22 protein-coding genes are annotated in these 25,962 nt (G+C 37.2%); 8 read left to right on the top strand and 14 right to left on the bottom strand.

Annotation, left to right across the window (positions count from 1 at the left end; genetic code table 11):
• Positions 1-68: 68 nt before the first annotated feature.
• Positions 69-476 (bottom strand): NUDIX hydrolase, encoded by a 408-nt coding sequence (locus CSE16_RS06415; RefSeq protein WP_099423137.1) that lies wholly within the window; start codon positions 474-476, stop codon positions 69-71.
• 88 nt (positions 477-564) lie between these two features.
• A complete protein-coding gene (locus CSE16_RS06410) occupies positions 565-795 on the bottom strand; it encodes a PhzF family phenazine biosynthesis protein (protein WP_099423136.1) in 231 nt (76 codons plus the stop codon).
• A gap of 203 nt (positions 796-998) precedes the next feature.
• Between CSE16_RS06410 and kynU the strand changes: the two genes are divergently transcribed.
• From kynU to kynB, 4 genes are read left to right on the top strand one after another with little or no spacing between them, the layout of a single operon-like run.
• A complete protein-coding gene (kynU, locus tag CSE16_RS06405; protein ID WP_099423135.1) occupies positions 999-2,258 on the top strand; it encodes a kynureninase in 1,260 nt (419 codons plus the stop codon).
• An 11-nt stretch (positions 2,259-2,269) separates the two neighbouring features.
• Positions 2,270-3,127, top strand: coding sequence for a tryptophan 2,3-dioxygenase (gene kynA / locus CSE16_RS06400; protein ID WP_099423134.1), 858 nt, complete (start codon positions 2,270-2,272; stop codon positions 3,125-3,127).
• Positions 3,128-3,145: 18 nt separating this feature from the next.
• Positions 3,146-4,492 (top strand): sodium-dependent transporter, encoded by a 1,347-nt coding sequence (locus tag CSE16_RS06395; RefSeq protein ID WP_099423133.1) that lies wholly within the window; start codon positions 3,146-3,148, stop codon positions 4,490-4,492.
• A 12-nt stretch (positions 4,493-4,504) separates the two neighbouring features.
• Positions 4,505-5,128, top strand: coding sequence for an arylformamidase (gene kynB / locus CSE16_RS06390; RefSeq protein WP_099423132.1), 624 nt, complete (start codon positions 4,505-4,507; stop codon positions 5,126-5,128).
• 85 nt (positions 5,129-5,213) lie between these two features.
• On the opposite strand, the gene bioB is transcribed toward kynB, so the two are convergent.
• The 5 genes from bioB to CSE16_RS06365 all read right to left on the bottom strand — a co-directional run bounded on the left by bioB (position 5,214) and on the right by CSE16_RS06365 (position 10,558).
• Positions 5,214-6,212: a biotin synthase BioB gene (bioB, locus tag CSE16_RS06385; protein ID WP_099423131.1), complete on the bottom strand. Its 999-nt coding sequence runs from the start codon at positions 6,210-6,212 to the stop codon at positions 5,214-5,216.
• Positions 6,212-6,802, bottom strand: a complete 591-nt coding sequence (locus CSE16_RS06380) for a biotin transporter BioY (protein WP_099423130.1) — start codon at positions 6,800-6,802, stop codon at positions 6,212-6,214. The genes bioB and CSE16_RS06380 overlap by 1 nt, the downstream gene beginning before the upstream one ends.
• Positions 6,803-6,805: 3 nt before the next feature.
• Entirely contained in the window at positions 6,806-8,173 is a 1,368-nt protein-coding gene (gene bioA, locus CSE16_RS06375; protein ID WP_099423129.1) for an adenosylmethionine--8-amino-7-oxononanoate transaminase, read from the bottom strand.
• Positions 8,154-8,858: a dethiobiotin synthase gene (bioD, locus tag CSE16_RS06370; protein ID WP_099423128.1), complete on the bottom strand. Its 705-nt coding sequence runs from the start codon at positions 8,856-8,858 to the stop codon at positions 8,154-8,156. Before bioD ends, bioA begins: the two co-directional genes overlap by 20 nt.
• A gap of 515 nt (positions 8,859-9,373) precedes the next feature.
• On the bottom strand, positions 9,374-10,558 hold the full coding sequence (locus CSE16_RS06365) for an MFS transporter (protein WP_099423127.1): 1,185 nt from the start codon (positions 10,556-10,558) through the stop codon (positions 9,374-9,376).
• A 619-nt stretch (positions 10,559-11,177) separates the two neighbouring features.
• Between CSE16_RS06365 and CSE16_RS06360 the strand changes: the two genes are divergently transcribed.
• Both CSE16_RS06360 and lepB read left to right on the top strand, forming a co-directional pair.
• On the top strand, positions 11,178-11,921 hold the full coding sequence (locus tag CSE16_RS06360) for an amidohydrolase family protein (protein ID WP_099425770.1): 744 nt from the start codon (positions 11,178-11,180) through the stop codon (positions 11,919-11,921).
• 51 nt (positions 11,922-11,972) lie between these two features.
• The gene (gene lepB, locus CSE16_RS06355; protein WP_099423126.1) at positions 11,973-12,533 is read left to right on the top strand and encodes a signal peptidase I; all 561 of its coding nucleotides are present in this window, start codon (positions 11,973-11,975) and stop codon (positions 12,531-12,533) included.
• 160 nt (positions 12,534-12,693) lie between these two features.
• Here lepB and CSE16_RS06350 read toward each other — a convergent pair whose 3' ends face one another.
• Positions 12,694-13,545 carry a patatin-like phospholipase family protein gene (locus CSE16_RS06350; protein ID WP_253896185.1) on the bottom strand — a complete coding sequence of 284 codons (852 nt, stop codon included), beginning with the start codon at positions 13,543-13,545 and terminating at the stop codon, positions 12,694-12,696.
• A gap of 185 nt (positions 13,546-13,730) precedes the next feature.
• Here CSE16_RS06350 and pepF point away from each other — a divergent pair, with 185 nt between their 5' ends.
• Positions 13,731-15,536 carry an oligoendopeptidase F gene (gene pepF / locus CSE16_RS06345; protein ID WP_099423125.1) on the top strand — a complete coding sequence of 602 codons (1,806 nt, stop codon included), beginning with the start codon at positions 13,731-13,733 and terminating at the stop codon, positions 15,534-15,536.
• Between the two features lie 56 nt (positions 15,537-15,592).
• Here pepF and CSE16_RS06340 read toward each other — a convergent pair whose 3' ends face one another.
• Positions 15,593-16,807 carry an NAD(P)-dependent malic enzyme gene (locus CSE16_RS06340; RefSeq protein ID WP_099423124.1) on the bottom strand — a complete coding sequence of 405 codons (1,215 nt, stop codon included), beginning with the start codon at positions 16,805-16,807 and terminating at the stop codon, positions 15,593-15,595.
• Positions 16,808-17,199: 392 nt separating this feature from the next.
• On the opposite strand from CSE16_RS06340, the gene CSE16_RS06335 reads away from it, so the two are divergent.
• The gene (locus tag CSE16_RS06335) at positions 17,200-18,015 is read left to right on the top strand and encodes a S1C family serine protease (protein WP_099423123.1); all 816 of its coding nucleotides are present in this window, start codon (positions 17,200-17,202) and stop codon (positions 18,013-18,015) included.
• An 82-nt stretch (positions 18,016-18,097) separates the two neighbouring features.
• Here the strand turns inward: CSE16_RS06335 and CSE16_RS06330 are convergent, their stop codons facing one another.
• The 5 genes from CSE16_RS06330 to CSE16_RS06310 form a co-directional block, all read right to left on the bottom strand.
• On the bottom strand, positions 18,098-19,114 hold the full coding sequence (locus CSE16_RS06330) for an inorganic phosphate transporter (RefSeq protein ID WP_099423122.1): 1,017 nt from the start codon (positions 19,112-19,114) through the stop codon (positions 18,098-18,100).
• A gap of 17 nt (positions 19,115-19,131) precedes the next feature.
• Positions 19,132-19,752, bottom strand: a complete 621-nt coding sequence (locus CSE16_RS06325; protein ID WP_099423121.1) for a DUF47 domain-containing protein — start codon at positions 19,750-19,752, stop codon at positions 19,132-19,134.
• 503 nt (positions 19,753-20,255) lie between these two features.
• Entirely contained in the window at positions 20,256-21,068 is an 813-nt protein-coding gene (locus CSE16_RS06320; protein ID WP_099423120.1) for an MBL fold metallo-hydrolase, read from the bottom strand.
• Positions 21,069-21,343: 275 nt separating this feature from the next.
• The gene (locus CSE16_RS06315; RefSeq protein WP_099423119.1) at positions 21,344-22,153 is read right to left on the bottom strand and encodes a sulfurtransferase; all 810 of its coding nucleotides are present in this window, start codon (positions 22,151-22,153) and stop codon (positions 21,344-21,346) included.
• Between the two features lie 12 nt (positions 22,154-22,165).
• Positions 22,166-25,774: a dynamin family protein gene (locus tag CSE16_RS06310; protein ID WP_099423118.1), complete on the bottom strand. Its 3,609-nt coding sequence runs from the start codon at positions 25,772-25,774 to the stop codon at positions 22,166-22,168.
• Positions 25,775-25,962 lie beyond the last annotated feature (188 nt).

Genomic DNA, 25,962 nt, shown 5'->3' with positions numbered 1-25,962 from the left:
GACATGTGTGATAAGCATGAGTATAGCGCAAGAACATATTTTATGTGTTGCGCCTTCTTACGTTAAGATTATTGAAAATAAATAAAAAAAGGTTCCGCTTTTTCATTTAAACAATGTAATAGCTCTTGTTTAAAATCTTCATTTTTGATTAATTGTAGAGCATCATCAATATCAAAAAAGCTTACCTCTAAGCTTTCCAAACCCGTTTGAAATTCACCACTAATAGGAGTCCCTATCCACCACATATTACAAATACCTTTTTCTACTTCTTGTGATACACCACAGAATTTCAATAACTCTATATTTATTCCAGTTTCTTCTTTAACCTCTCTAATTACGGTTTCTTTAATTGTTTCATTAGTTTCTACAAGTCCACCAGGCAATTCCCACCCTCTTTTCGGATCTTTTTTTAGTAGGATTTGATTTTGACTATTTACAACGACAGCACCTGACGTAATAGAAAACTGCCTTACCATTTCGAACTCCTCCCCCTTTTGTTAAAACACCCCATTTAACTGCACACGAATTTTTTATAAAATACAAAAATTTAAAAACCATTACAATCTATTCTATTTCAATCTCTATGTCTTTTACATAAACTGCTGTACCTGATATTGAAATATTCAATTGTGAGGATTCCTCCTGTAGATGTACATATACTTTGCCATCTTTATTTATTTCATGTCCTTGCTCAACTACGATAGTAGAGGGTAGAGATTGCATAGGATTTACATATTTTTTATAGTACGCTCCCATCACTCCTGAAGCCGTTCCTAACAAGTATTCAAAAACCATCAAATCAACCTATTACTATTTTTAAATAACAATTCTAAAGCGAATAATCCATCCACTTTAGTCATTTAAAGCTATCAATAGATAAATTATATTAGTAAAAATTACTTATTGAATAATAACATTCCACCGACTTTTCGTTGACATTCACAATCTAGCAACTTATGATAAAATTGAAGTAAAAAAATGGATAAAAGGGTGATTTTATGGAAAGTTTAGAAAAAGCGAGGTTGCTAGATAGTCAAGATGTATTAAAACAATACGCTACAGAATTTTATAAAAATGAAAATCATTATTACTTCGATGGGAACTCTTTAGGATTGTTATCAAAACGTGCGGAAAATAGTTTATTGACGCTATTAAATTCGTGGAAACAATTTGGGATTGATGGTTGGACGAATGGTGAACATCCTTGGTATTTTTTATCCGAAAACTTAGGGGCAAAATGTGCGCCATTAGTTGGGGCAAAAAAAGAGGAAGTTATTTTAACAGGCTCCACAACAACAAACTTACATCAGCTACTCGCAACATTTTTTCACCCAAACGCTGAGCGAAATAAAATATTAGCTGATGAATTAAATTTTCCTTCCGACCTTTATGCGATTTCTAGTCAAATTCATATACGTAACTTATCAGCTGACCATTTGAGATTTGTAAAAAGTGAAGACGGTCAGACGATTACGACAGAAGCAATCATAGAAGCTATGACAGACGATGTAGCCGTCGCCATTTTACCGGCTGTTTTATACCGTAGTGGTCAAGTATTAGATATAGCTACGATTACGAAAGCGGCTCATGAACGTGGGATTGTTGTGGGCTTCGATTTATGTCACTCGATTGGCTCTATTCCACATCAATTACATGACATGGGCGTAGATTTTGCGTTTTGGTGCAACTATAAACATTTAAACAGCGGGCCGGGTTCTGTTGCAGGTTTGTTCGTACATGAAAAACATTTCGGATCGATGCCAGGGCTGGCTGGCTGGTTTGGTTCTGATAAAACGAAACAATTTGACTTAGCCGTACAATTTTCTCCTGCAAATGCGGCAGGTGCATATCAAATTGGGACACCACATATTTTAAGTTTAGCGCCAATTGAAGGCTCCCTCTCCATTTTTGAAGAAGTTGGCATTGAAGCAATTCGGAAAAAATCATTGCAATTAACAGGCTTTATAATGGATTGCTTACAACAGGAGCTCCCGAATGTTTTTCAATTAGGGAACCCTACCGATGAAACACGAGGAGGTCATGTATTTTTAGTACATGAGGAAGCGGCACGTATTTGCAAAGCACTAAAAGAAGCAGGTGTAGTTCCTGATTTTAGAGCACCAAATGGGATTCGACTTGCACCAGTTGCATTGTACAACTCATTTGAAGAGGTATGGAAAGTCGTTCAAATTTTGAAGGATATTATGACAAATGAAACTTACAAAAAGTTTCAAAACGAACGTGAAATCATCGCTTAGGAGGAATGAATATGTCGAAACGCTCCATTTCAGAACTCGAGGAGAAAATGAAACAAGAAAAAGGAATTCATACGGATTTTAAAAATGACATGACGTATGGCGAGTATTTGAGTTTAGAACACATTTTATCCAACCAAAATCGTCTGTCAAATCATCACGATGAAATGTTATTCATTATTATTCACCAAGTAAGTGAATTATGGATGAAGTTAATTATTCACGAGATGCAAGGTGCAATTGAAGCAATTCAACGAAATGAATTACAGCCCTCCTTTAAAATGTTAGCACGCGTTTCAAAAATTCAAATTCAAATTATTCAAGCATGGGACGTACTAGCGACAATGACACCAGCCGAGTATTTACAATTCCGAGATTCACTTGGAAAAGCTTCCGGTTTCCAAAGTTATCAGTACCGACTAATTGAATTTGCTTTAGGATACAAAACACCTTATATTTTAAAAATCTACGAAAAAGATCAAGAGATTTTAGAAATGTTGCAGAAAGCTTCGAAAGCACCGAGTATTTATGATGTTTCGATTCAAGCATTGGCGCGCGCTGGTTTACCGATAAATGAAGCACTGTTAAACCGTGACTTTAGTGTGGTTTATGATGGAGATGAATCGGTTGCAGCCGCTTGGAATACCGTTTATAAAAATGTGGATAAATATTGGGATTTATATCAACTCGCTGAAAAATTAGTTGATATTGAAGATTCTTTACAAACATGGCGATTCAAACATATGAAAACAGTCGAACGAATTATTGGCTTTAAAATCGGTACGGGTGGTTCTTCCGGTGTAAATTACTTACGTCAAGTGTTAGATCATCGTTTCTTCCCAGAATTATGGGATCTACGAACAACTTTATAGAAAATCGGGGGAATTTGGGTGAAAGAAAACAAAGGTCAATGGTCAAGCAAGGCAGGCTTTATTTTAGCATCTGCTGGGGCTGCAATAGGATTAGGGGCAATTTGGAAAATGCCTTACGTAGCAGGTCAAAGCGGTGGTGGCGCATTCTTCTTAATTTTCGTTCTGTTAACCCTACTCATTGGACTTCCGATGCTATTATCTGAGTATATTATCGGTCGAAGCTCACAAAAAGAGGCAGTCTCAGCGTACAGATTTTTATCACCGAATACGCCTGCGTGGGCTTGGATTGGGAAATTAGGGATACTTGGGTGTTTCTTACTATTATCTTTTTACAGTGTTGTAGGTGGATGGATTTTTGTATATAGTGGCGTTTCAGTTGTAGGAAATGTCATTGAGCCATCATTAGACCCTGGTGCATTTTTTGGCCAAGTTACTGGAACACCTTGGATTGCTTTAGTTGGTTTAGCGTTATTTACTATTGCAAACGTTGTCGTAATTGCACTTGGTGTTCAAAATGGAATTGAAAAAGCGAATAAATTTATGATGCCATTATTGTTCATCATGTTCTTCATTTTAGTTATTCGAGCAGTAACGTTAGATGGAGCTATGGAAGGTATTAAATTTTTCTTATATCCTGATTTCACAAATATTACCGGAAAATCAATTTTATATGCATTAGGACAATCATTCTTTGCATTAGCAGTCGGATTTTCTTGTCTAGTTACGTATAGTTCTTATTTAAAGAAAGATGTGAGCTTACCCTACTCTGCTGGATCGGTTGTTGGCTTAAGTATTTTCGTTTCATTATTGGCTGGTTTAGCAATTTTCCCAGTAGTATTCGCATTTGACATGGAAGTAGCTGAAGGACCACCATTACTATTTATGGTATTACCAGCCGCATTTTCTCAAATGCCATTTGGCGAGCTGTTTTTAGCACTCTTTTTAATTTTATTCTTATTTGCAACGTTAACTTCATCGTTTAGTATGTATGAAATTATTGTTGCAGCGACTGTTGAAAAATTCAAAATTACTCGTGCGAAATTAACTATAATAATTGGGGTTATTGTATTTATTGCATCGATTCCCTCTACTCTAACATATAGTACATTGGGCGATGTTTCGATCTTTGGAAGAAACATTTTCGATGCGACAGATTTCGTTGTTTCCAATGTGATTTTACCAATAGGAAACTTGCTCATTGCATTCTTTATTATGCATGTAATGGATAAAAATTTAGTGAAAAACGAGCTTTTACAAGGCAGTAAAATGGGCGAAGGGTTTTATAAAACGTATCGTTTCTTAATGACATTCGTTGTGCCAACAGTCATTATTATTGTTCTTGGCTATTTAATAATCCAATATTAATAGAGGTGCGTTATGTGGATTGATATTACACAAACTTTAAAAGCTGGAATTCCAAACTGGCCAGGTGATACAAAGTTTCATTTCGAAGTTGGTTATACAAAAGAGCAAACAGGTTCTGTCAATATCGGAAAAATGACGACTTCGATGCATATAGGAACGCATGCCGATGCCCCTTTCCACTTTGATAATAACGGAGAAAAGGTGGATCAGCTCGATGTTAATGTGTTTATTGGGAAATGCCTCGTCATGGATTGTAGAGGAACTGCTGAAATTACACACGAGACGTTTCGTTCCATTGATTTTAAAGGGGTTCAACGAATTCTAATCAAAACTCTTGATTCCATATCTTCACAATTTCCAACGACAATTCCTGTTATTCATCCGAATGTCGCCCCTTTTTTACAGGATAAAGGGGTCGTGTTAGTAGGTGTTGACAATCCTTCCGTCGATCCATTAGACAGCAAGGAAGTTAGTGCACATCATGCATTATATCAAGCTGGCATTCATATCGTCGAAGGATTAGTGCTTGAAACGATTGAACAAGGTTTTTATGATTTGATCGCCTTGCCATTAAAAGTGGAAGGCGCAGACGGTGCACCCGTACGAGCCGTTATTCGTAAAGTACATTCACTTTAGCTCAAATATATATTGGAAATAATGGAGAAAAGCACAGTAATCCCAACTTTTAGGGATACTGCGCTTTTCTATTTTTCTTATGTTGTTAAGAGCAAAATGCTGCCTCTTGCTTTTCTGTTAACTCAATTTCAAAGCCGATATCTGTCAGCATACGGTAATCGCTATTAGCCTCTTGCCCTTCAGTTGTTAAATAATCCCCCACAAAAATACTGTTTGCTGCGTACATACCAAGTGGTTGTAGCGATCCAAGATTTATTTCACGACCACCTGAAATACGAATTTCCTTTGTCGGGTTAATATAACGGAATAGTGCTAAAACTTTTAAACAATAGCGTGGGTTTAGTTCTTTCGTACCTTCCAGCTTTGTCCCATCAATGGCATTTAGGAAATTGACAGGAATTGAATCTGCATCTAACTGATAAAGTGCACGTGCAATTTCTACTACGTCTTCCTTCGTTTCCTTCATCCCGATAATGGCACCTGAACAAGGTGAAATACCATGTTTTTTCACAGTTTCCACTGTATTGACACGATCCTCATATGTATGAGATGACGTAATATACGAATGATGGCGCTCAGATGTATTTAAATTATGATTGTAACGGTCTACCCCCGCTTCTTTTAATTGCTGTGCTTGCTCTTCCTTTAATAGCCCTAAGCATGCACAAACCTTTAGACCATATTTTTCTTTAATTTCCGTCACAGCTTCACTCACGACATTTACATCTTTACGCGTCGGGCCACGTCCACTCGCAACAATACAGTACGTTCCAATTTTATTTTCAAATGCACGTTTAGCCCCTTCTAAAATCTCATCCTTTGTAATAAATGGATACTTATCTATCGGCGCAGTAGATTTAGAAGATTGCGAACAATAGCCACAATCCTCTGGGCAATAACCACTTTTAGCATTCATAATCATATTAAGTTTTACTTTTTTACCGTAATAATGTTTACGAATAGTAAATGCACCATCCATTAATTTTAATAACTCATCATCATCGCTATTTAAAATCGATAGCGCCTCATCATTACTAATAACTTTCCCCTCAATAACTTCTTCTGCCAACTGTGACCAATTCATTATGCATGCTCCTTTTTCATCTGTACTATTTCAATTGCTCTAGCCGAACGAAATACGTTATAAAGTCGTTCAGCCAATAATGCCGATACAATCGCTAAGCAAAAATCGGCAAGAATACTATTTAAAAACCCTACTAGAAATACATGTGACCAACTCGTTTGCACGTCTAGCCAAAAGTTCAACGATACAAATAAATACGGTACAGCAATCGCATAAATAAGTAGGAGTCCAACTATATTCACAAAGATAAAATGCCATTTTGTTGGAACATCCACTTTTTCAAGCAGCCAACCGATGACAAATGCAGCAAGTGCAAAGCCAATTAAAAAACCAAATGTTGGCTGCATCACATATGTAATTCCTCCACCTTGTGTAAATACAGGTAACCCAACTAAGCCGATACCGATATACACAAGTTGGCTTAGCAAGCCATTACGACTACCAAGTAAACACCCGGCTAAAAAAACAAAAACAATTTGTAATGTAAATGGTACGACTGGTAATGGGACTTTAATAAATGCTCCAATTGCTGTTAAAGCAGCAAACATCGCAACCATTACGAGTGATAACGTTTTTTGTCGTTGCTGCATCCCTTATGCATCCCTCTCTGCAAAAAAATGCGCCACTGTTTCTTTTGTCGTCTGAATCATGAAACGCATTTCCTCATCTGTAATAATATACGGTGGCATAAAATATAAAATATTCCCTAGTGGTCGAATGAGTAACCCTTTCGTTAACGCCTTTTTATAAATTTGATAGCCAACACGATCCTCACTCGGCAAAGGTTCTTTTGAGTCCCGATTTGATACTAGCTCAATCGCACCGACTAGACCAATTTGACGATACTCCCCTACATATGGAAGATCACTAAATGCTTCAATCGCTAATTTTCTCATATACTCACCTTTACGTTGTACAATTTCGATATAATTTTCCTCTTCAAATATCGTCAATACTTCCAGTGCCACACGACAAGCAAGCGTGTTCCCTGTATAGCTATGAGAATGTAAAAAAGCCTTCATCTTGTTGTAGTCATCATAAAAGGCATCGTAAATAGCATCTGTTGTTAAAACGACAGATAACGGTAAATAACCACCTGTTAATCCTTTTGAGAGGCACATAAAATCTGGCGAAATGTTCGCTTGCTCACAAGCAAACATTGTACCCGTTCGACCAAATCCAACCGCAATTTCATCTGCGATTAAATGCACATCATATTTTGTACATAAAGCTCTTAGTCGCTCTAAATAAATCGGTGGATACATTTTCATCCCAGCTGCAGCCTGAATAAGTGGTTCAATAATAACAGCAGTAATTTCCTCATGATGTAAAAATAATTCCTCTTCCACAAAACGAATACATTGTGCCTGACAGCTTGCCGGCTGATCATTGAATGGACAGCGGAAACAATCCGGTCCTTGTGCACGTACCGTATCGAGTAAGAGCGGCTGATACACGTCATTATATAAGTCTACTCCTCCGACAGATAGTGCCCCAAGTGTCTCTCCATGATACGCATCCGTTAATGCAAGAAAGCGTTTTTTCGTTATCTTGCCACTTTGCATATGAAATTGAAAGCTCATTTTCAATGCAACTTCAATAGACGAGGAACCATTATCTGCAAAAAAGACTTTGTTTAAGCCCTCTGGTGTTAAAGCGACTAATTTTTCGGCAACTCGTATAGCTGGCTCATGTGTGAAATTCGCAAAAATCGTATGTTCCAGCTGAAATGCTTGCTCACTTATTGCTCGGCTTAAGCGTGAATTGGCATGACCAAACAAATTTACCCACCAAGAAGATACGGCATCTAAATATCGATTGCCATGCTCATCATAAAGCCACACACCTTCCCCCCGTTCAATGACGATTGGCGGGAACTGCTCATAATCCTTCATCTGTGAGCATGGATGCCATACATGCTTTAAATCTCTCTCTTGCCAGTCAGATAATTTTTGTGTCATGTTGATACAGCCTTCCAAATAATGATGTGTTTGTAATAGAATGATCCATTACTTTTGAAAATTCTTTATACTGTGGAATTATTGCATATGGTTTTGGATGATACTGTAAAATAGTTTCAATATTATTACGGTCCATCGCACTTCCTGTATCGCCATTAAAGACAATCCCTAGCACTTCAATTCCTCTTGACTGTAATACTTCTAACGTCAACATGGTGTGATTAATTGTCCCAAGCTTTGTCCGCGTTACGACCACAACAGGCAACTGACTTTCCATAATTACATCAAGCAACGTTATCTCTCCATTAGCATCAAGCGGAACAAAAATCCCACCGGCACCTTCACAAATTAAAACATCAACCACTTGTTGTAATCGGTTAATTTGCTGTAAAATGCGCTTCGTATCAATTTGCTGCCCTTCTAGTTGAGCTGCAAAATGTGGTGAAGCAGGCTCTTTAAATGAATAATCGTTCAAACTTGCTCGTTCTAATGGTTGTAAAGAATACGTTTCATACATTGTTGAATCGTAATAATAGGCTTGTCCATTTTCAAATACTTCCCCTGTTTGAACCGGTTTGTACGGTGTCACACGAATACCTTGTGATTGTAACTGACGCATTAATAATGTGGTCACACATGTTTTCCCGACATCTGTATCTGTGCCAACTACCCAAAAGTGCTGCATCATTGCCCCCCTCTCTTTTGTGTTAACTTAATTGTTTTTTATGTTAACACATTTATTTTTATGTTGTAAATGATATTTTGTATTCGAGAGTAATCCAACGATAAAAACCCATTTAGAGAAATGATCTAAAAAAAACAATTACGCCAAGCGTAATTGTTTAGACTTGCGCTATGAGGATTGATATTACACAAACGTCGTGTTATTCGGTGTTGACAATCCTTCTGTCAATCCATTAGTCAGTAAGGAAGTCATTGCTCATCAGGCATTCTATCAAGACGGAGCACCCGTACGAACAGTTAACCTTAAAATTCATGTACCTTAACTCAACTGTTTAACGGAAATAATGATGACAAAGCGCAGTAACCCCAAGTATTAGGGATTACTGCGCTTTTTTTATTTATTATGTTATTTTTATATCGAATTCTTACATCAAAAACTATTTTCATCTAGCATATCATCAAAATTATCATATAATTTTATCCAAATTTTATTATTCCAGTTTAACCCCTACTTTCTCAAGCTACTTTTCTTATCTTCCATAAAAAGTACAACGTGGGGATAATCAAAATTGCTGAAAAAGCAATACCTCCATTAATTGAGGTATAAAGCGCAATGATTCCTACAAGAGGACCTCCAGCTACCTGCCCTAGCGCGTCTATCTGACCGAACATCGAAAGTGCAGTAGCCCTGCCTTGTGACTGCAATCGCTCGTTTATCATCACACTCATTATTGGATAATTGATATTTCGTAGTGTAGCAATTACCCAATATAATAATACCGCAATCAAAAAATTTTCAGTAAATGCAAAAAACAGCATAGCTAAAGATAATAAACTATTAATCAGCAACAAAATCGTTGCATAGCGACCTTTCATATAAATCTCGACAACCTTCAGCACTGCGATATTTAGTAAAAATGCAATGGCATAAAAGGCTCCAAACCAGTATATGGAGTCTTCCTCTGCTAGACTGAAACTTTCAATGAAATGGGCGCCCCATAACCGGTCAAAACCTTCGCTAGCAAGCCCCCATAATAATGTGATAGCCGCAATTGCAAATAACACTGTATTTCCCTTTATTTGTGACACGCCACCCTTTACGGCTAATACTATCTGTCTAATACTAGAATTGCCCTCTCGGGAAATCGTCACAAATTTCGTTTCCGGCATAACCATTAGCGTGATGATCGCTAATAGTACTAATAAAGATCCAGCAAACAAAATGGTCATTTGTACAGAAAAAACAGTAGCAATGAGTACACTGACAATAATTCCGCAAAATGCACCAAGGGAACTGTATTGTGCCCCCTTTAGGAATACCTGATCCAATTTTTTGTTCTCCAGTTCGTCAGCGACCCACGCTTGCTCCGCACCACTAATAAACGTCCAACCAATCCCCCATAATGCCGAACCGACAGCAATTGACCAAAACTCTGGAACGCTCCCTTCAAGTAAATGAGCTGCCCCGATAATGAACGTTCCAATGACTAATGACTTCTTTCTTCCAAAAAAGTCGGCCACCAACCCCGTTGGCATTTCAAATAATAAAATGGATAGTTCTAAAATCGTCCCTATCAAGACGAGCTGTAATGGATTTAGCCCAGCTTGAGATACGTAATAAATCGCGTTCAGCGTAAACACCATCTGTATGATGAATGCTCGTGAACTAGTTATAAAGTAGTAAATATTTTTGATATTCAATGTTTTGTCCTCCGATTTTTAGCAGTTCCACTTGGAAAGCCCAAACCGGAAAATAGGTTTACAAAAATTAATTACGCCTCGGCGTAATTGCGTCCAGATTTTTTCAAGCATGCTCGAAAAGCTCCCCTTAAAAATCTGGACATCCGCCAGGGCATTAATTTGCTTCAGCCGGGGTTTGAGTCCTCACTGTTTTAAGTTGCATATTTTTCATTCATCATCACTTGTAGAAGTGGAAGACTTCTGCTGAAGCAAGTTTAATTAATCCAACATACCCTCCGATTTGATGTTTAAAGTAACTGTTTTGCTTTTCATATTCATCTCTCCTTATTCTTTATTGAATTAAGTATAATTGCATCCCCCTCAATTGTCATTATATACCAAAAAAATCTTCTGTTTTTAACAAGTTATGTATATCGCTTTCTTTAGCATCTACAATTGAATACGATAAAATTATCCCGCCACAGATGCATACAATTAACAGCCTTTGACCATAACTCAGCATTCATACAGTCGCATGTTTATTTTGTGTTTTTATTTCGAGAAATCAGATTTTTAAAACTTCTATTTCGATAAAGCTTCATTCATCTGATATATTTAAGGAAAGGAAGGATGAAAAATGATGAAGATATTTGATGCGCACTTTCATATTATTGATTTTGCTTTTCCAATAATCGAGAATCAAGGATATACACCACCAAGCTACATTGTCTCAAAATATCAACAGGAAACGGCTCACTTGAATATATTAGGTGGAGCGATTGTATCCGGGTCTTTTCAAGGATTTGACCAGGAATACTTATTGAAGGCACTTAAACAACTGGGTCCAACATTTTATGGAGTTACTCAATTACCCTTTACAGTGACGGATGATGCAATTTTAAACTTACATACACATGGGGTGAGAGCATTACGATTCAATATTAAACGTGGCGGCTCAGAAAATTTATCAAAGCTCGATTACTTTGCAAGAAGAGTTTATGATTTGGTTGGGTGGCATAGTGAACTTTATATTGATGCAAAAGAATTACCTGAAATTTCCTCAATCATTGAAAAATTACCTGCTATTTCAATTGACCATTTAGGTATGTCTGAAGAAGGATTACCACACTTGTTAAATTTAGTTGATAAAGGAGTACACATTAAAGCAACAGGTTTTGGGCGCGTGGAACTAAATGTGGAAAACGCACTAAAATCCATCTATAAAACAAATCCTAATGCACTAATGTTTGGCACAGATTTGCCATCAACAAGAGCGAAAAGACCTTTTGAAGATACGGATATTGAATTAATTCAGCATCTATTTGATGAAAAGGCTGTTGAAAATATAATGTATACAAATGCTTTAAAATTGTATTGCAAGTAACATAATTTTGTTACTTGTTGAAAAAATCAGACTGATACGGAGGGATTAACCTTGCAAAAAGAAAAAAGTGAATTAATGGAATGGTTAAAAGCTATTGTTATCGCGGTTGTTTTTGTCATAGCTATTCGGACATTCATTTTCACACCAACTCTTGTAAGTGGGGCTTCAATGATGCCTACATATGAAGATGGGGATAGAGTCGTGGTAAATATTATTGGCAAACAAATCTCTGGTTTAGAACGTTTTGATGTCATTGTTTTTAAAGCTACGGAAGAGAAAGATTATATTAAACGAATTATCGGCTTACCTGGTGACCATATCGCTTACAAAGATGATGTGCTGTACATAAATGGTAACCCTTATGACGAACCTTATTTAAACGCTTATAAAGAGCAATTAATTGATAACGGTACTTTGACACAGGATTTTACACTTGAGGAGTTAACGAATGTTTCAACAATTCCTGATGGCTATTTATTCGTGTTAGGTGATAATCGACGGTTTAGTAATGATAGCCGAAATCCAGCAGTTGGGTTAATTTCGATGGATACAGTAATTGGTAAAGCGAACATTCGATTTTATCCATTTGATCATTTTGGAATTGTAAAATAATTAGTTTAAGAAATATAAACAAAAGACTGTTCTAGAATTTTACTTCAAGAACAGTCTTTTACATTAGAATTCTATTTCCTTCGCTCATGTAAGATTGGTCCAGTTGGCGTTCTTACTATAAATGATTCATTATTTAAAATGTCTTCCAAAACTACGCCTCCTAAACCAAAAAGCCCTTCAATTCATGCATTCTTTTCGTCGCTTGTTCATAACCCATTTCATAATTCATTTTCATTTGGTCAATTTTACTTTCAAAGCTTCTCAATGCATTTTCCGGCTTGAAAATAAAGGCATTGCCCTGCTGTTCGATTTCGGAAATTTGATTTAATGTTTCATTATACCGATCTACACGGTTATTCAATGCCGCAGCCATTCTTGGGTAACGCTTTTTGAATAGTTGCATTGTAATTTGACTTGTTTTCGAAGCTTCCTTTATATAACCCGGCTCCCTTGTCAGTACAATTAAATGCTTGTGGAAGCCTTTTTCAATAGCGCGATTAATCGGAATCGGATCGGCCAATCCTCCATCATAATAAGGGGCATTGCCGATTTTTATTTCAGGAAATAGAACCGGAATCGCACAAGTTGCTTGTAAAATATCGCAGTTTTTTGTCATTTGGAAAGCATCTTTATACTCTACTTTTCCAGTGTACGCATTTGTTACTCCAAATTCCACCTCACCAGGATAGTGATAATAAGCATTCCAGTCGAAGATTTCCAGTTCATTTGGCACAACATTATAAGCGAAGTCTAAACCAAAAATACTTTTTTCCTTTATAATATTGCGAATACCCATATAGCGAGGGTCATTTCGATACGTCGTTAAAACACGTAATGTACGCTCCGGCTGTTTGGACATATAGGATACCGCATTAATCGCACCTGCTGAAATTGCCGCGATATAAGGCATATATATTTCTTCTTTCATCAAGGCATCTAAAACACCTGCAGTATACACCGTACGAAATGTCCCACCTTCTAATATAAGGCTACAATTCTCGATTTTCTCCACAACATCACCCTATTCATCCAGTTTTTTCTTATTATCTTACCAAATAATACCCAAGTTATGGACATTATTTTGCGAATACATACCTACTTCCCTATTTACCAATTTTCAGAAATGTTATCTTCCAAAATATTCAGAAATATGTTATTATTTACTTCGAACATCGGAATATTAGGAGGGAATGAAACATGTCAATGATTCAACGTAATGAAGTAGCTATTGATGAAACTTGGAATTTAGCGGATATTTTTAACAGTGAGCAAGCCTTTGAAGATGCAATTAATGAGGTAGAAACATTTGTGGATCAAGCCGTTACTGAATTAACAGGTAACATTACGGATGCCCACGGTGTCGTGAAGGCCATCGCAACAAATGAAATGATGAACAAAAAATTAGTGAAGATTGGGACATACGCAAACCTTTCACTAAGCGTAGAACAAACAAACTCCGACCATCAAATGCGCGCTGCAAAAGTTGGGCAACTTGCTGCTACTATTGCAACGAAGCTATCATTCGTAAAAAGTGATTTACTTGCATTAGATGAAGCTATTTTAAAAGAAGCACAGGAATTAGAGCCTGCTTTTGCAAATTATATTGAAAAGCTACTTATTCAAAAGCCGTATCAATTGCATCCAGAAGCTGAAAAAGCGTTGGCAGCATTCGGTGCATCGTTTAGCGCTCCGTATGAACTTTACAATACGACGAAGCTAGTTGATATGAATTTCCCTCATTTCGAAGTAAACGGTGATCAATTCCCACTGAGCTATAATTCATTCGAGGGCGACTGGGAGCTAGAAGCAGATACAGCAAAACGTCGCGCTGCATTCGATGCTTTCTACAAGAAATTAAGTGATTATCAACATACAACAGCCAAAACATATAATACCCATTTAAAAATGGAGAAAACGAAATCAGATTTACGCGGCTTTCCTACGATTTTTGATTCATTACTTCAGTCTCAAGAAGTCGATCGTACGCTATATGACCGTCAAATTGATTTAATTATGAATGAGCTTGCTCCACATATGCGCCGTTACGCAAAGCTTTTACAAAAAACACATCAACTTGACCAAATGACGTTTGCGGATTTAAAGATTTCCTTAGACCCGTCATTTGAGCCAAAAATTACAGTGGAACAATCCCGTCAATATATGAAGGAAGGCTTAGCTGTCATGGGCGAGGATTATAGCAATATGCTGGATCGTTCGTTTGATGAGCGTTGGATTGACTTTGCTCAAAATGCAGGGAAATCTACGGGTGCCTTTTGCTCAAGTCCTTATGGTGTGCATCCTTACATTTTAATTTCATGGACGAGTCGAATGAATGAAGTGTTTGTACTTGCTCATGAACTTGGCCATGCCGGTCACTTCTATTTATCAAATGAAGCACAAAATATTTTTAACGCACGCCCATCTTTATATTTCATCGAAGCACCTTCAACGATGAATGAAATGCTGATGGCGAACCATTTATTAAAAAATTCTACGGATCCTCGCTTTAAACGCTGGGTCATTTCAACAATTATTAGTCGTACTTATTATCATAATTTTGTTACGCATTTACTTGAGGCAGCATACCAACGCAAAGTGTATGAAGTGATTGATGCAGGCGGAAATGTGAATGCACCAAAGTTAAACGAATTAAAGCGTGAAGTATTAGAGCAATTCTGGGGGGATTCGGTTCAAGTGAATGAAGGTGCCGAGCTAACTTGGATGCGCCAACCGCACTACTATATGGGGCTCTATCCATATACGTACTCAGCTGGTTTAACGATTTCTACACAAGTGTCGCAACGTATTTTAAATGGCGATGAAAATGCAGTGGCTGATTGGATTGAAGTACTAAAATCAGGTGGAACAAAATCACCGATTGAGCTTGCAAAAATGGCTGGTGTGGATATTACAACGGAAAAGCCATTGCGTGACACGATTGCATTTATCGGTGACATGATCACACAATTAGAGCAGTTGACGGAAGAATTGGTTCTTTCATAAATTCAAAGAAGCATTACACTTCGTATTTTACGTTGTGTAATGCTATTTTATTTTTCTTAAATTACGAAAGTTTGTTTGACTACATCCGACTGTTGGAATAAAACAGATACACCCGATTCTATCGCAGCTGAACCAACTGCTTTTGCAACGACACCAGCCACTCTTTCATCCATTGAGCTTGGCACAATAAAGTCTTCGTGGAGTTCTTCTTCCGTTACTAATGATGCAATCGCTTCTACCGCGGCTAACTTCATCGTTTCATTTATATCTGTCGCACGAACGTCTAATGCACCACGGAAAATTCCTGGGAATGCTAACAAATTATTGATTTGATTCGCATGATCCGAGCGTCCTGTTCCAATAATTCGGGCCCCCCATTTTTTCGCATTTTCTGGTGTTACTTCTGGATTAGGGTTCGCTAGGGCAAAAATAATCGGATCAGCTGCCATCGATTGAATATTCGACTCTGTTAAAATATCAGCTACAGATACACCGATAAATACATCCGCTCCGACTAATGCATCACTTAAGCTACCACGTAATTGATACGGATTTGTTAAGTTTGCTACTTGGTCTTTTATCGGGTTCATTCCCTCTTTGCGCCCTTCATAGATGATGCCTTTTGTATCACACATGATGACATTTGTATAACCCATTTGGATTAATATACGTAAAATCGCAATGCCTGCCGCGCCCGCACCATTAATAACAACCTTCATATCCTTCACATTTTTCTTCACAAGTTTTACCGCATTAATCAACCCAGCCCCTACTACAATGGCAGTACCATGTTGATCATCATGAAACACGGGAATATTGCATTCTGCACGTAAGCGGTCCTCAATTTCAAAGCAACGTGGCGCAGAAATATCCTCTAAATTAATCCCACCATATGTAGGTGAAATCGCCTTGACTATTTGCACAATTTGATCTACATCTTTCGTTGCTAAGCACACTGGTACTGCATCAACATTGGCAAAACGTTTTAGTAATAACGCCTTCCCCTCCATTACCGGTAATGCTGCCTCAGGTCCAATATCCCCTAGCCCTAATACAGCTGTTCCATCCGTAACAACGGCTACTAAATTGCCTTTTATCGTATAGTCATACACAGCTGACGGATTTTTCTCAATTTCTAAGCAAGGTGCCGCAACTCCAGGTGAGTAAGCTAAGCTCAAGTCATATTTATCTTCAACGGGAACTTTCGAACGAATTTCCATCTTTCCTCCAAAATGTTCGTGCATTTCAAGTGATTTTTTCATTAAATCCATATGAATCATCCCTTTCAAGTTTTCGTATTTTCTTTATAATTATGTATGTTATTCGTTTACGCATTGTTTGTCAACGATAACATTCTTTTTTTAGTTTTTACCACTAAATATCCCTATAAACCCTACAACACCAACGATTCATACATTTTAAAATCAACGGGATGGTTTGTTAAAACATACACAATCTATTATTTTAGAATAATAAATGAAAGTGCTATCATTTTCAAAATCCTTGTTTCACACTGTCGAATTTGTGATTCATTGCACGAAGTATTTTTCAAATCGTAATAAGATTTTTTTCACATACTTTTTTTCACAAAAAAAGTTTCACAAATCTTTTGACACAATTTCATCACACATTTGCTAAACTAGTACTAACTGGAGGGAATTTGATGAATGAAAACCCAAAACAAGAAGAACTGACAGAAGAGGAATTTTTAGAACTCGTGTTAGAAGAACAAGAAAAAGCACTTGCACAGGCACGAGAACAACGATTAAACTCAACATACCAAAAACCAAAAAAGCAAAAACCGATTGTACGGATCATTGTTTGGCTCATTGCCCTTTCACTCGTTTTTAATACATTTGCGATTATCTTCAATATGTACTCCATTCCAGCGATTGATTTTTTACGAGTTTCCAGTCATTTGTCTGGACAAGAAACAATTCAAACATATAAAAAAGCCGTTGTAACGATTAATACACAAGATAGTAAAGGAACGGGCTTTGCCATTTCCTCAGATGGTTATATATTAACGAATGAACATGTAATTGATGAGGCTTTAACGATTAGTGTCACATTTCCTGATGGACAAATTTACGAGGCCAATGTTTTAGATGCCTACGAGCAATTTGATTTAGCACTATTAAAAATAGAGGGGGAAGAACTTCCACATTTGAAGCTTGCGAAATCGAGTCAATTTGAAGCAGAGGAGCATGTTTATTTCATCGGAAATCCACTGTATTTTAGCGGCATTGCCAATGAAGGCAAATTATTAGACTATACCGTCGCTTCCTCAATCGACACAGACGTGATTATGATGGACGCGCCTGTTTATAAAGGAAATAGCGGCAGCCCTGTCATTAATGAGGCAGGTGAAGTCATTGGTGTCGTATTTGCTACCGGTAAACGAGATCCTTACGGGAAGGTCGGTTTATTTATTCCGATTGAATCCGTACACGAAAATTTTTCGGCATTTCTACCATAGCTCATTTGAAATTGATCGATCCCCCCGCAAAAACGGCAAAAAAATGAGGTTGTCCTACACACGGACAACCTCATTTTATTAATTAAAAGATTAAATTTAATAAAAAGTAAAACAACCCTGCCATCAAAGCAGAAATCGGTAATGTAATGAACCACGTGATTACTATTTTACGTGCGACACCCCATTTTACACCTTTTACGCGTTGCGCTGCACCTACACCCATAATAGCTGAAGAAATAACATGTGTCGTGGATACCGGTAAAGCAATAACCGTTGCACCAAAAATAATAGAGGCTGAAGTTAAATCTGCTGCTACACCGTTCACAGGACGGATTTTCATAATTTTACCGCCAACTGTTTTGATGATTTTATAGCCACCTACCGAAGTACCAATCCCCATTGCTAGGGCACAGGCGAAACGAACCCAGCCTTGTACCTCATCTGTTGATTGCAAGTTCGCAGCAATCAATGCCATTGTAATAATCCCCATTGCTTTTTGCGCATCATTCGTACCATGTGTGAATGATTGTAACGCCGCTGTACCAATTTGAGTTAATCGGAACGCTTTCGTTGTTGTATAAAGCGGTGAACGGTGGAAAATAAATTTGAAAATTTTCATCACAATAAAACCAAGTGATAATGCCAAAATTGGCGAAATAATTAATGCTTGTAAGATTTTAAAGAAACCTGAGTAATTTAATATACCCAAACCGGCAGAAGCTACTGCTGCACCCGCAATCGAACCGATTAACGTATGAGAAGAACTTGACGGAATCCCAAAATACCAAGTTAATAAATTCCATGTAATGGCTGAACATAAAGCAGCTAAAATAACGACTGACCCTGTCACATCTCCCTCAAAGGCATTTAAAGAGAACGGGTCAACAATACCAGAAGCGACTGCTTTTGCTACGCCAACGAACGTAATTGCACCAACAAAGTTCATTATTGCGGCCATCAAAATCGCAGGACGCGGCTTTAACGCACGTGTCGATACCGATGTAGCAATCGCATTGGCAGTATCGTGGAAACCGTTAATAAAATCAAATGCTAACGCAAAGATGACAACTAATACGGTAATAATTAATAACGTATCCATAGTTTACTCCTTCATTCCTATGCATTACGCATAATAATTGATTCAATTGTATTCGCTACATTTTGACAGTGGTCAGCAATGTCCTCTAATTGCTCATACAAGTCTTTAAACATAATTAATCGAATTGGATCTTTTTCTACTTGGAATAACTCTGTTAATGATTTACGGAAAATTTCATCACATTCACGTTCATAATCTTTTATTAAAATCGCATGTTGGCGCATCCCAAGTAAATCTTTTTTATTTAATAATTCCATTGCTTTTACTGCTTCATCTGAACTTTTTGCAATATAATCAACAAATTGACGCATATAGTCATTTACTTCTGTGAATGAATACATTTCGAAATGCGCTATTGTATTTTCAATTCCATCTAAAATGTCATCTAGTTTAATTGCAAGTGCTAAAATATCTTCACGCTCAATTGGTGTCATGAACGATTCATTTAATTTTACAATTAGTTCATGAATTAATTTATCTCCAGCTGTTTCATAAGATTTCATCTTAATTTGAATTTGCTTTAGGTCTGCAACATTTGAAATAGTTGATTCCTTTGCATAGTTTGCACCTTGTTGAACATTTTTAGCTATAATTAATAATCCTTCGAAAAATGGATCTGGTTTTCTTGAGCTAAACATAGATGATTTCCTCCTAAAAAATTGTTTGATTAATAATACCGATTCTTTATTTTCACCGCAGCAAATGTTTTCTACAGATCGAAGATAAAACCTAAGTTATCATAACATCTACTTTTCATTTTCTTCAATATCTTTTCATGCGCTTAACAAAAAATTTACACTGCTGTAACCTAATGAATACCCTAACCGTTCAGTTTCTAATACTTATTAACGACTAAACATTTTTATTTATAATAAAAAACGCGTCAATTAATCGATTTTATGACGTTTTCGACAAATTACGACCATTACCGTATAGACTTTGAACTTTAACAAAATTTACATTCAATCGAATTGTTAAGGATTTGTAAATGCGAAAATCTCCTTTTTTTATAATTATTTATAGTGAATTTTGTTTCTCAAGTAGCAGAATTATATGAGAGTCCACACTTTTAAGTATCTCCTAAAAACAAAAATCCACCCTATCAACAATTTGAAAAAGTGGACTATTGATTTCTATTCAATTAATTTCCTTTTCCGATAACAGAAGTAACAATATGCGTTGAATCCCATTCCCCGGATGACACACGGGTAATCGGATATTTTTTCATAAATAGCTTCTCATTAATTTCCTTAACCGATCGCCCTTCTCTTCGCAATGATTCAATGCGCTCACTTAATTCACATAAGTAGTCTAGCTTTTTCGTTAATTCCTTTTTTGCATCTTTCATGTAACCAGCATGATTGCAAAAGCCCTCTTGAAAATCATATGTAAGAAGATTTTCAATCGAAGAAATAATCGTAGGGACACTTTCTTCTCGTAGGACAAGCTTTGTTTTCGGGGATACATATAAATCCCCGGTAAAAATTTGACCTGTTGAAGTATTTAAAAAGGCGAGATGATCTTGGGTATGTCCTGGCGTTTCAATCACTCTCCACGTCGCATTTCTTGATTCAAATGTCGTTCCAATCGCTTGTGCATGAAAGGCGGGTCTTCTTCCCCAAAACGCTCTTCGATAAAATGGATACGTTGCTTTCTCTTTGCATTCCTGAATTTTTAATTCATTCATATATACAGGTAGCTGATATTCATTTTGTAAATATTGCGCCCCGCCTGAATGATCCTCATGATAATGCGTTAGGACAATTTGATCCACATCCATCTCCTTGAAAAATGGTTTAAATTGATTGAGAAGTGACTTTGCACCAGTATCGATTAAAACTCCATCTACTTCAAAACAATGAACATTTAATTGAATGGCTTGAAACTTAATGATGCCATTCACCATTCGAACACCCGACATTTCGTTTCGTTCACTAATCTTCTTGAAAAACACAAATATCCACCCCTTTATGTCATTTTTCCCTATACGGTAACTTTAACATAAAGTGAATGGATATTCATAATAAATTATTTACGGTCTAATCAATTACGCCTTGGCGTAATTGCGTCCAGATTTTTTTGAGCTTGCTCGAAAAGCTCCCCTTAAAAATCTGTGACATCCGCCGGGGCATTAACTTGATTCAGCTGGGTTTGAACCCACCCTAAATTAAGGCCATTCTTGGCATTCATCTACCACTTATAGAAGTGGAGGACTTCTGCTGTAGCAAGTTAGTTATTTTCCCCGATTTCAACTGGGTAATGGTACACCCAATCACTATAACCGGCCATATATATTTTTATGTTTTGAAAACCTGCTTCTGCAAGTATACAATAAACCGGTGTTGCAGTTACACCTGAGCCACAGTATACAATAATTTCCTCTTCTTTTGCTACTGTATTTAGTAATGAAGAAGTAATGACGAGCTTATTGCCGTCCTTCAATTGTTCCCAATCGTAATTTTTTGCTGTTGGAATATGACCCGCTATTGGTTCGAACGGCTCGAATTCTCCACGGTAACGGCCAGCAGCACGGGCATCCAGAAGCGTTGCCTTATGCTTCCCTTCCGTTACCGCAAGTACATCTTCTCGATTCAGTAAAATGTTGTCATCCCACTGTAAATGAAGCGTCGTTGGTTCATATTCCATCACTTCTGTCGTTATTTCAAAACCAGCAGATACGAGACTTTCATAGCCACCATTTACAATGTAAACATGCTGAAAACCAGCATACTTTAACATCCACCACGCCCTTGTCGCATACGGTGCACCGCCTTGGTCATAAATATAAATGGCATCATTATACTGCAAACCATTTTTTTCAAATAACTTTTGCAGCTGAGCTTTGTCAGGTAACGGATGACGTCCATCTCGATTCGACATATCGGAAAGGTCATGCTCAAGGTCCCAGTAGATGGCCCCTTTCACATGTTCTTCTTCAAATAAACGCTTTCCTAAATCAACATTTTGCAAATCATAACGAGTATCAATAAAGCGACCATCACGTTCTAATTTAAATGCATCTACAAAAACATTCGTCATTGGAATTCCCCCTTATGCTTTAAGTTGTTCGTAAAGTTCCTTCCAAACAGCTAATCGGCTTTCTTCCTGAAGCAATAATCGTTCTGTGTTAATTTGTTCGATGGCCTGCTCTAACATATGTTGACGTAAACTTTCTGCTTCGATTGCAATGAAGTGAGATGCCCATTCTAGTAGTTTTGCTTTTTCACGATCTAAATACGTTTGAGCATCAGGCTTCGTTAACTGTTCTAACGCATCACGCAATAGCTCTTTTTCATTTTTTTCAAAGAACGCTTTTACATTTTTGAAATGTGACTTTACTTGGCTATACGGGGCACTATCAGTAAATGGACCGGTCACGTCAAGTAGTTGCGGTTCAGTTGCCTCATAAGCGATAAATGCAAAGCTTGGATTCAATTCTTTTAAATTTTGTACTTGTTCTTTAAATTGTCCTTTTAATTTGGCATCCACAAATTGAGCTAATCGGAAATTCGTCACGCGTAGCTCCTGTGCAAAATCAAAGCTCAACGCTTGTAGCACTTCTTTTAAAGCGGTTTCCAATGCTGACTGAGCGGACTTTTGTGCAAATGTTGAAGGATTATAGCTTTCACGGAAAAAGTCCGGATAACGGTAATAAACACGTTGTAATACATAGTATAGCAATTCATCTAATTCCTGTTTTACTTCACTTTCCAGCATAGCAGTTTGCGTCGTTTGATAACTCGCACGAACATGTTTTTCTAACTGAATTAACTCATCCAGTCGCTCATCCTTACGCTTTAAGTTGTCCTCTGTTTGGACAATTAAATCATGTAATCGCGCTTCTGTTTTATCGACTTCTTCTTGCAGTGCTTGGACAGCGATACCCATTAGCTCGTCGTTCAAGAAATGATGGAAGGCCCCCTCAAATGGCGCCAACCCTGACTGATGATCTTGCTGCTCCTGCTTTTCCTTTAATGCTAATAAACTTGAAACCCCATACAAGCGAGGGAAACGGATACCGAAGCGCTGTAATTCAGAACGGACATAACCCTTCACTTCTTCCTCTTCTTCCGCTGTCGAAGCTAAATCAATCGCATTAACGATAAAGAACATTTTATCTAATTCGAAGGCGTCTTTAACACGTCCTAATTGAATTAAAAACTCACGATCTGCTTTTGCAAACGCATGGTTATAATATGTGATGAATAAAATCGCATCGGCATTACGGATATAATCGAACGCGACACCTGTATGACGTGCATTGATTGAATCCGCTCCTGGTGTATCGACTAATGTAACACCCATGCGCGTAAGTGGTGAATCGAAATAAAAATCGATATTATCAACAAAGCATGAACGGTTTTCCTGCGCAACGAACTTTTCAAAATTAAGGCGATCTACACGTATTGTTGTCCCCAATTTTGGAATATAGTTTTCATATCCTTCAGAATACGCACGAATAAAGGATTTATGCACATTTAATCGTTCATCCAATAATTTAACTGCTAAGCCTTCTTCAGTCTTTTCAAACGCCTCTTTTAAAGACTGCACAGTTATTCCAATTGCCGCATATGAACTTTTTATATCTTCTAATAATTGCAACTCTGTTTTCAAATGCACATCTGCTGTTTCATGCGGATGCTGCGGTGTCACTGGTCGAATTTTATTAATGGCTGCTGTTGTCGGGTTTGGTGACACCGGTAATACGCGTTCCCCCATTAATGCGTTCGAGAAGCTTGATTTACCTGCACTAAAGGCTCCGAATAATGCGATTGTAAAGTCACGTTTTTGTAGGCGCTCTACTTTTTTCGTTAAGAAGTTGGCTACTTCTTTAAAGCCTTGGACATTGCCAACTGCCTGCGCTGTTTTTAATGCTTTGGCAACAACGTGATCTGTACTTAAGTGCGCACCAACATTTTCAGTAGCTTGCTGTTCTTCTACTACCACTTCTTCTTTTACAGCAAGCATAGATTCATCAAATGGACGAATATCCTTTAGCGCCTGCTCATGTGCACGTTTCCAATTTTCCAATTGAACTTTAGACTCCGCTCGTAATTCATTCGTCGTTTGAATCATCTGCTTTTCACTAAATTGTTCAAAGGCTTCTATTTCTAAAATATGCTGGATTGCTTGAACTCTTTGCGTCATCGCATTGATTTTTAATTTTACCGGTGCAGAAATTTCTATCGCTACTTGCTCTAATACAGCTTGTTGCTCATTTTTCCATGCGTCCGTTATTTGGATATAAAAGCGTTTTGTCGCTTCAGACACACGGTTTGCGAAATTTAATACAGCATCCCCTGTGACAATGGTATTTTTTTGAACTTGCTCTTCAATAACGCTAAATGGTAAATCAAAGGCTTTTGCATCAATTCCTGCCGCGCGCTCATCTGTTAATGCACCAACATCCTTTAATGCCGTTTTCATTAGCGCCTTTATATGCCCCGTAATTTGTGATTGCGTGACATGTTTAAATGCATCTAATGCCTCTACTGATCGGCGTTCACGCTCTTCAGCTGTTTTCTTTTTAGCTGTAAAGAAACCACCAACTTTAAAGTCCTCTTGCTTGGATTCTAAATAGCCGCGTAATTTTTCACGTACATCGGCTGGCATAATTGCTGCATTTGACAGTAACTCTTTGCGATTTTCATCAAACATTTTATCCCATTGCTCAAATGAAAACAGCTCAGTTTGAAGCGTTAATTTTTCATATTGATCTAAAATATCTTGACGAGATTCCCAGTCATCCGTTGTTAAAACTTCTTCATATGTTTCAAATCGGTTTTGTTTTTCTTCTGTTAAATAATTTTCATGCTCATGCTGTAATTTAGTTAACGTATTTTCAGCCGTTAATATTAATTGTTCTTGCCAGTCATTCATCGAATTCATGACGATTTTTTTCACTTTTTCAAAATCATTGTACGCTAAATCTTTGTCTCGTAAAGAAGTGAAGAAAATGTCTTTAGGATAAACGCCCCATGCAGCAAATGAATTGTGCACCGATTGTTTAAAATCCTCAAATGACAACTCTGACTCACGATGTTTGTCAATTTGATTGACAATTAAATACACATTCGGATTGTACTTCATTAATTGCTTTGTAAATTGGAAATTCAACTCCGATTGGACATGGTTATAATCCATTGTGTAAAATACCATATCCGCAATATGTAATGCAGATTCCGTACTCATTGCATGTGCGTCATCAGTTGAGTCAACACCTGGTGTATCCATAACGGTAACGCCTAAAGGTAAGCTAGATTTACTATGACCAATTTCAATTTGCGAAACCAATTCACCGTCTTTACTCAGCTCTTTCACTTGTTTAATATCAAAGCCTGCTGAAAATTTCACCGGCTTATCATGATGCATGTAAACGATTGCAAAATCTTCTTCAGACTTATGCACTTTTACGATATTTGCACTTGTTGGAATTGGACTCGCTGCTAAAATATTTTCACCAGATAACGCATTGATCATACTCGATTTACCTGCAGAGAAATGACCTGCAAATCCAATAACAAATTCCTTTTGTAATAATTTTCGTGCGAATAGATTTAATTTTTCAATTCGCTCCGTATCTTGATTCTCTTTATAAATTATGTATTGTACCGCCGATTGCTGTAAAACCTGTTGTACCTTTTCATCAAACAAACTCATTTTACTTTCCCCTTTTGTACTAAAATGTTCACAATCATATAGTACCATGATTACATTAGAAAATCGGCTAGTATTTTATTGAAATTATATTTTTTGACCCTTTTCATGTTCTGATTATTGTTTTTTCGAATATTTTTGTAGGGAAACGGCATTCCTAGTAAAAAATCACCATTTTGGATTTAGGCCAG

This window comes from Solibacillus sp. R5-41 (assembly GCF_002736105.1).
Lineage (GTDB): Bacteria > Bacillota > Bacilli > Bacillales_A > Planococcaceae > Solibacillus.
This window is presented reverse-complemented; position numbering and strand designations above follow the sequence as displayed.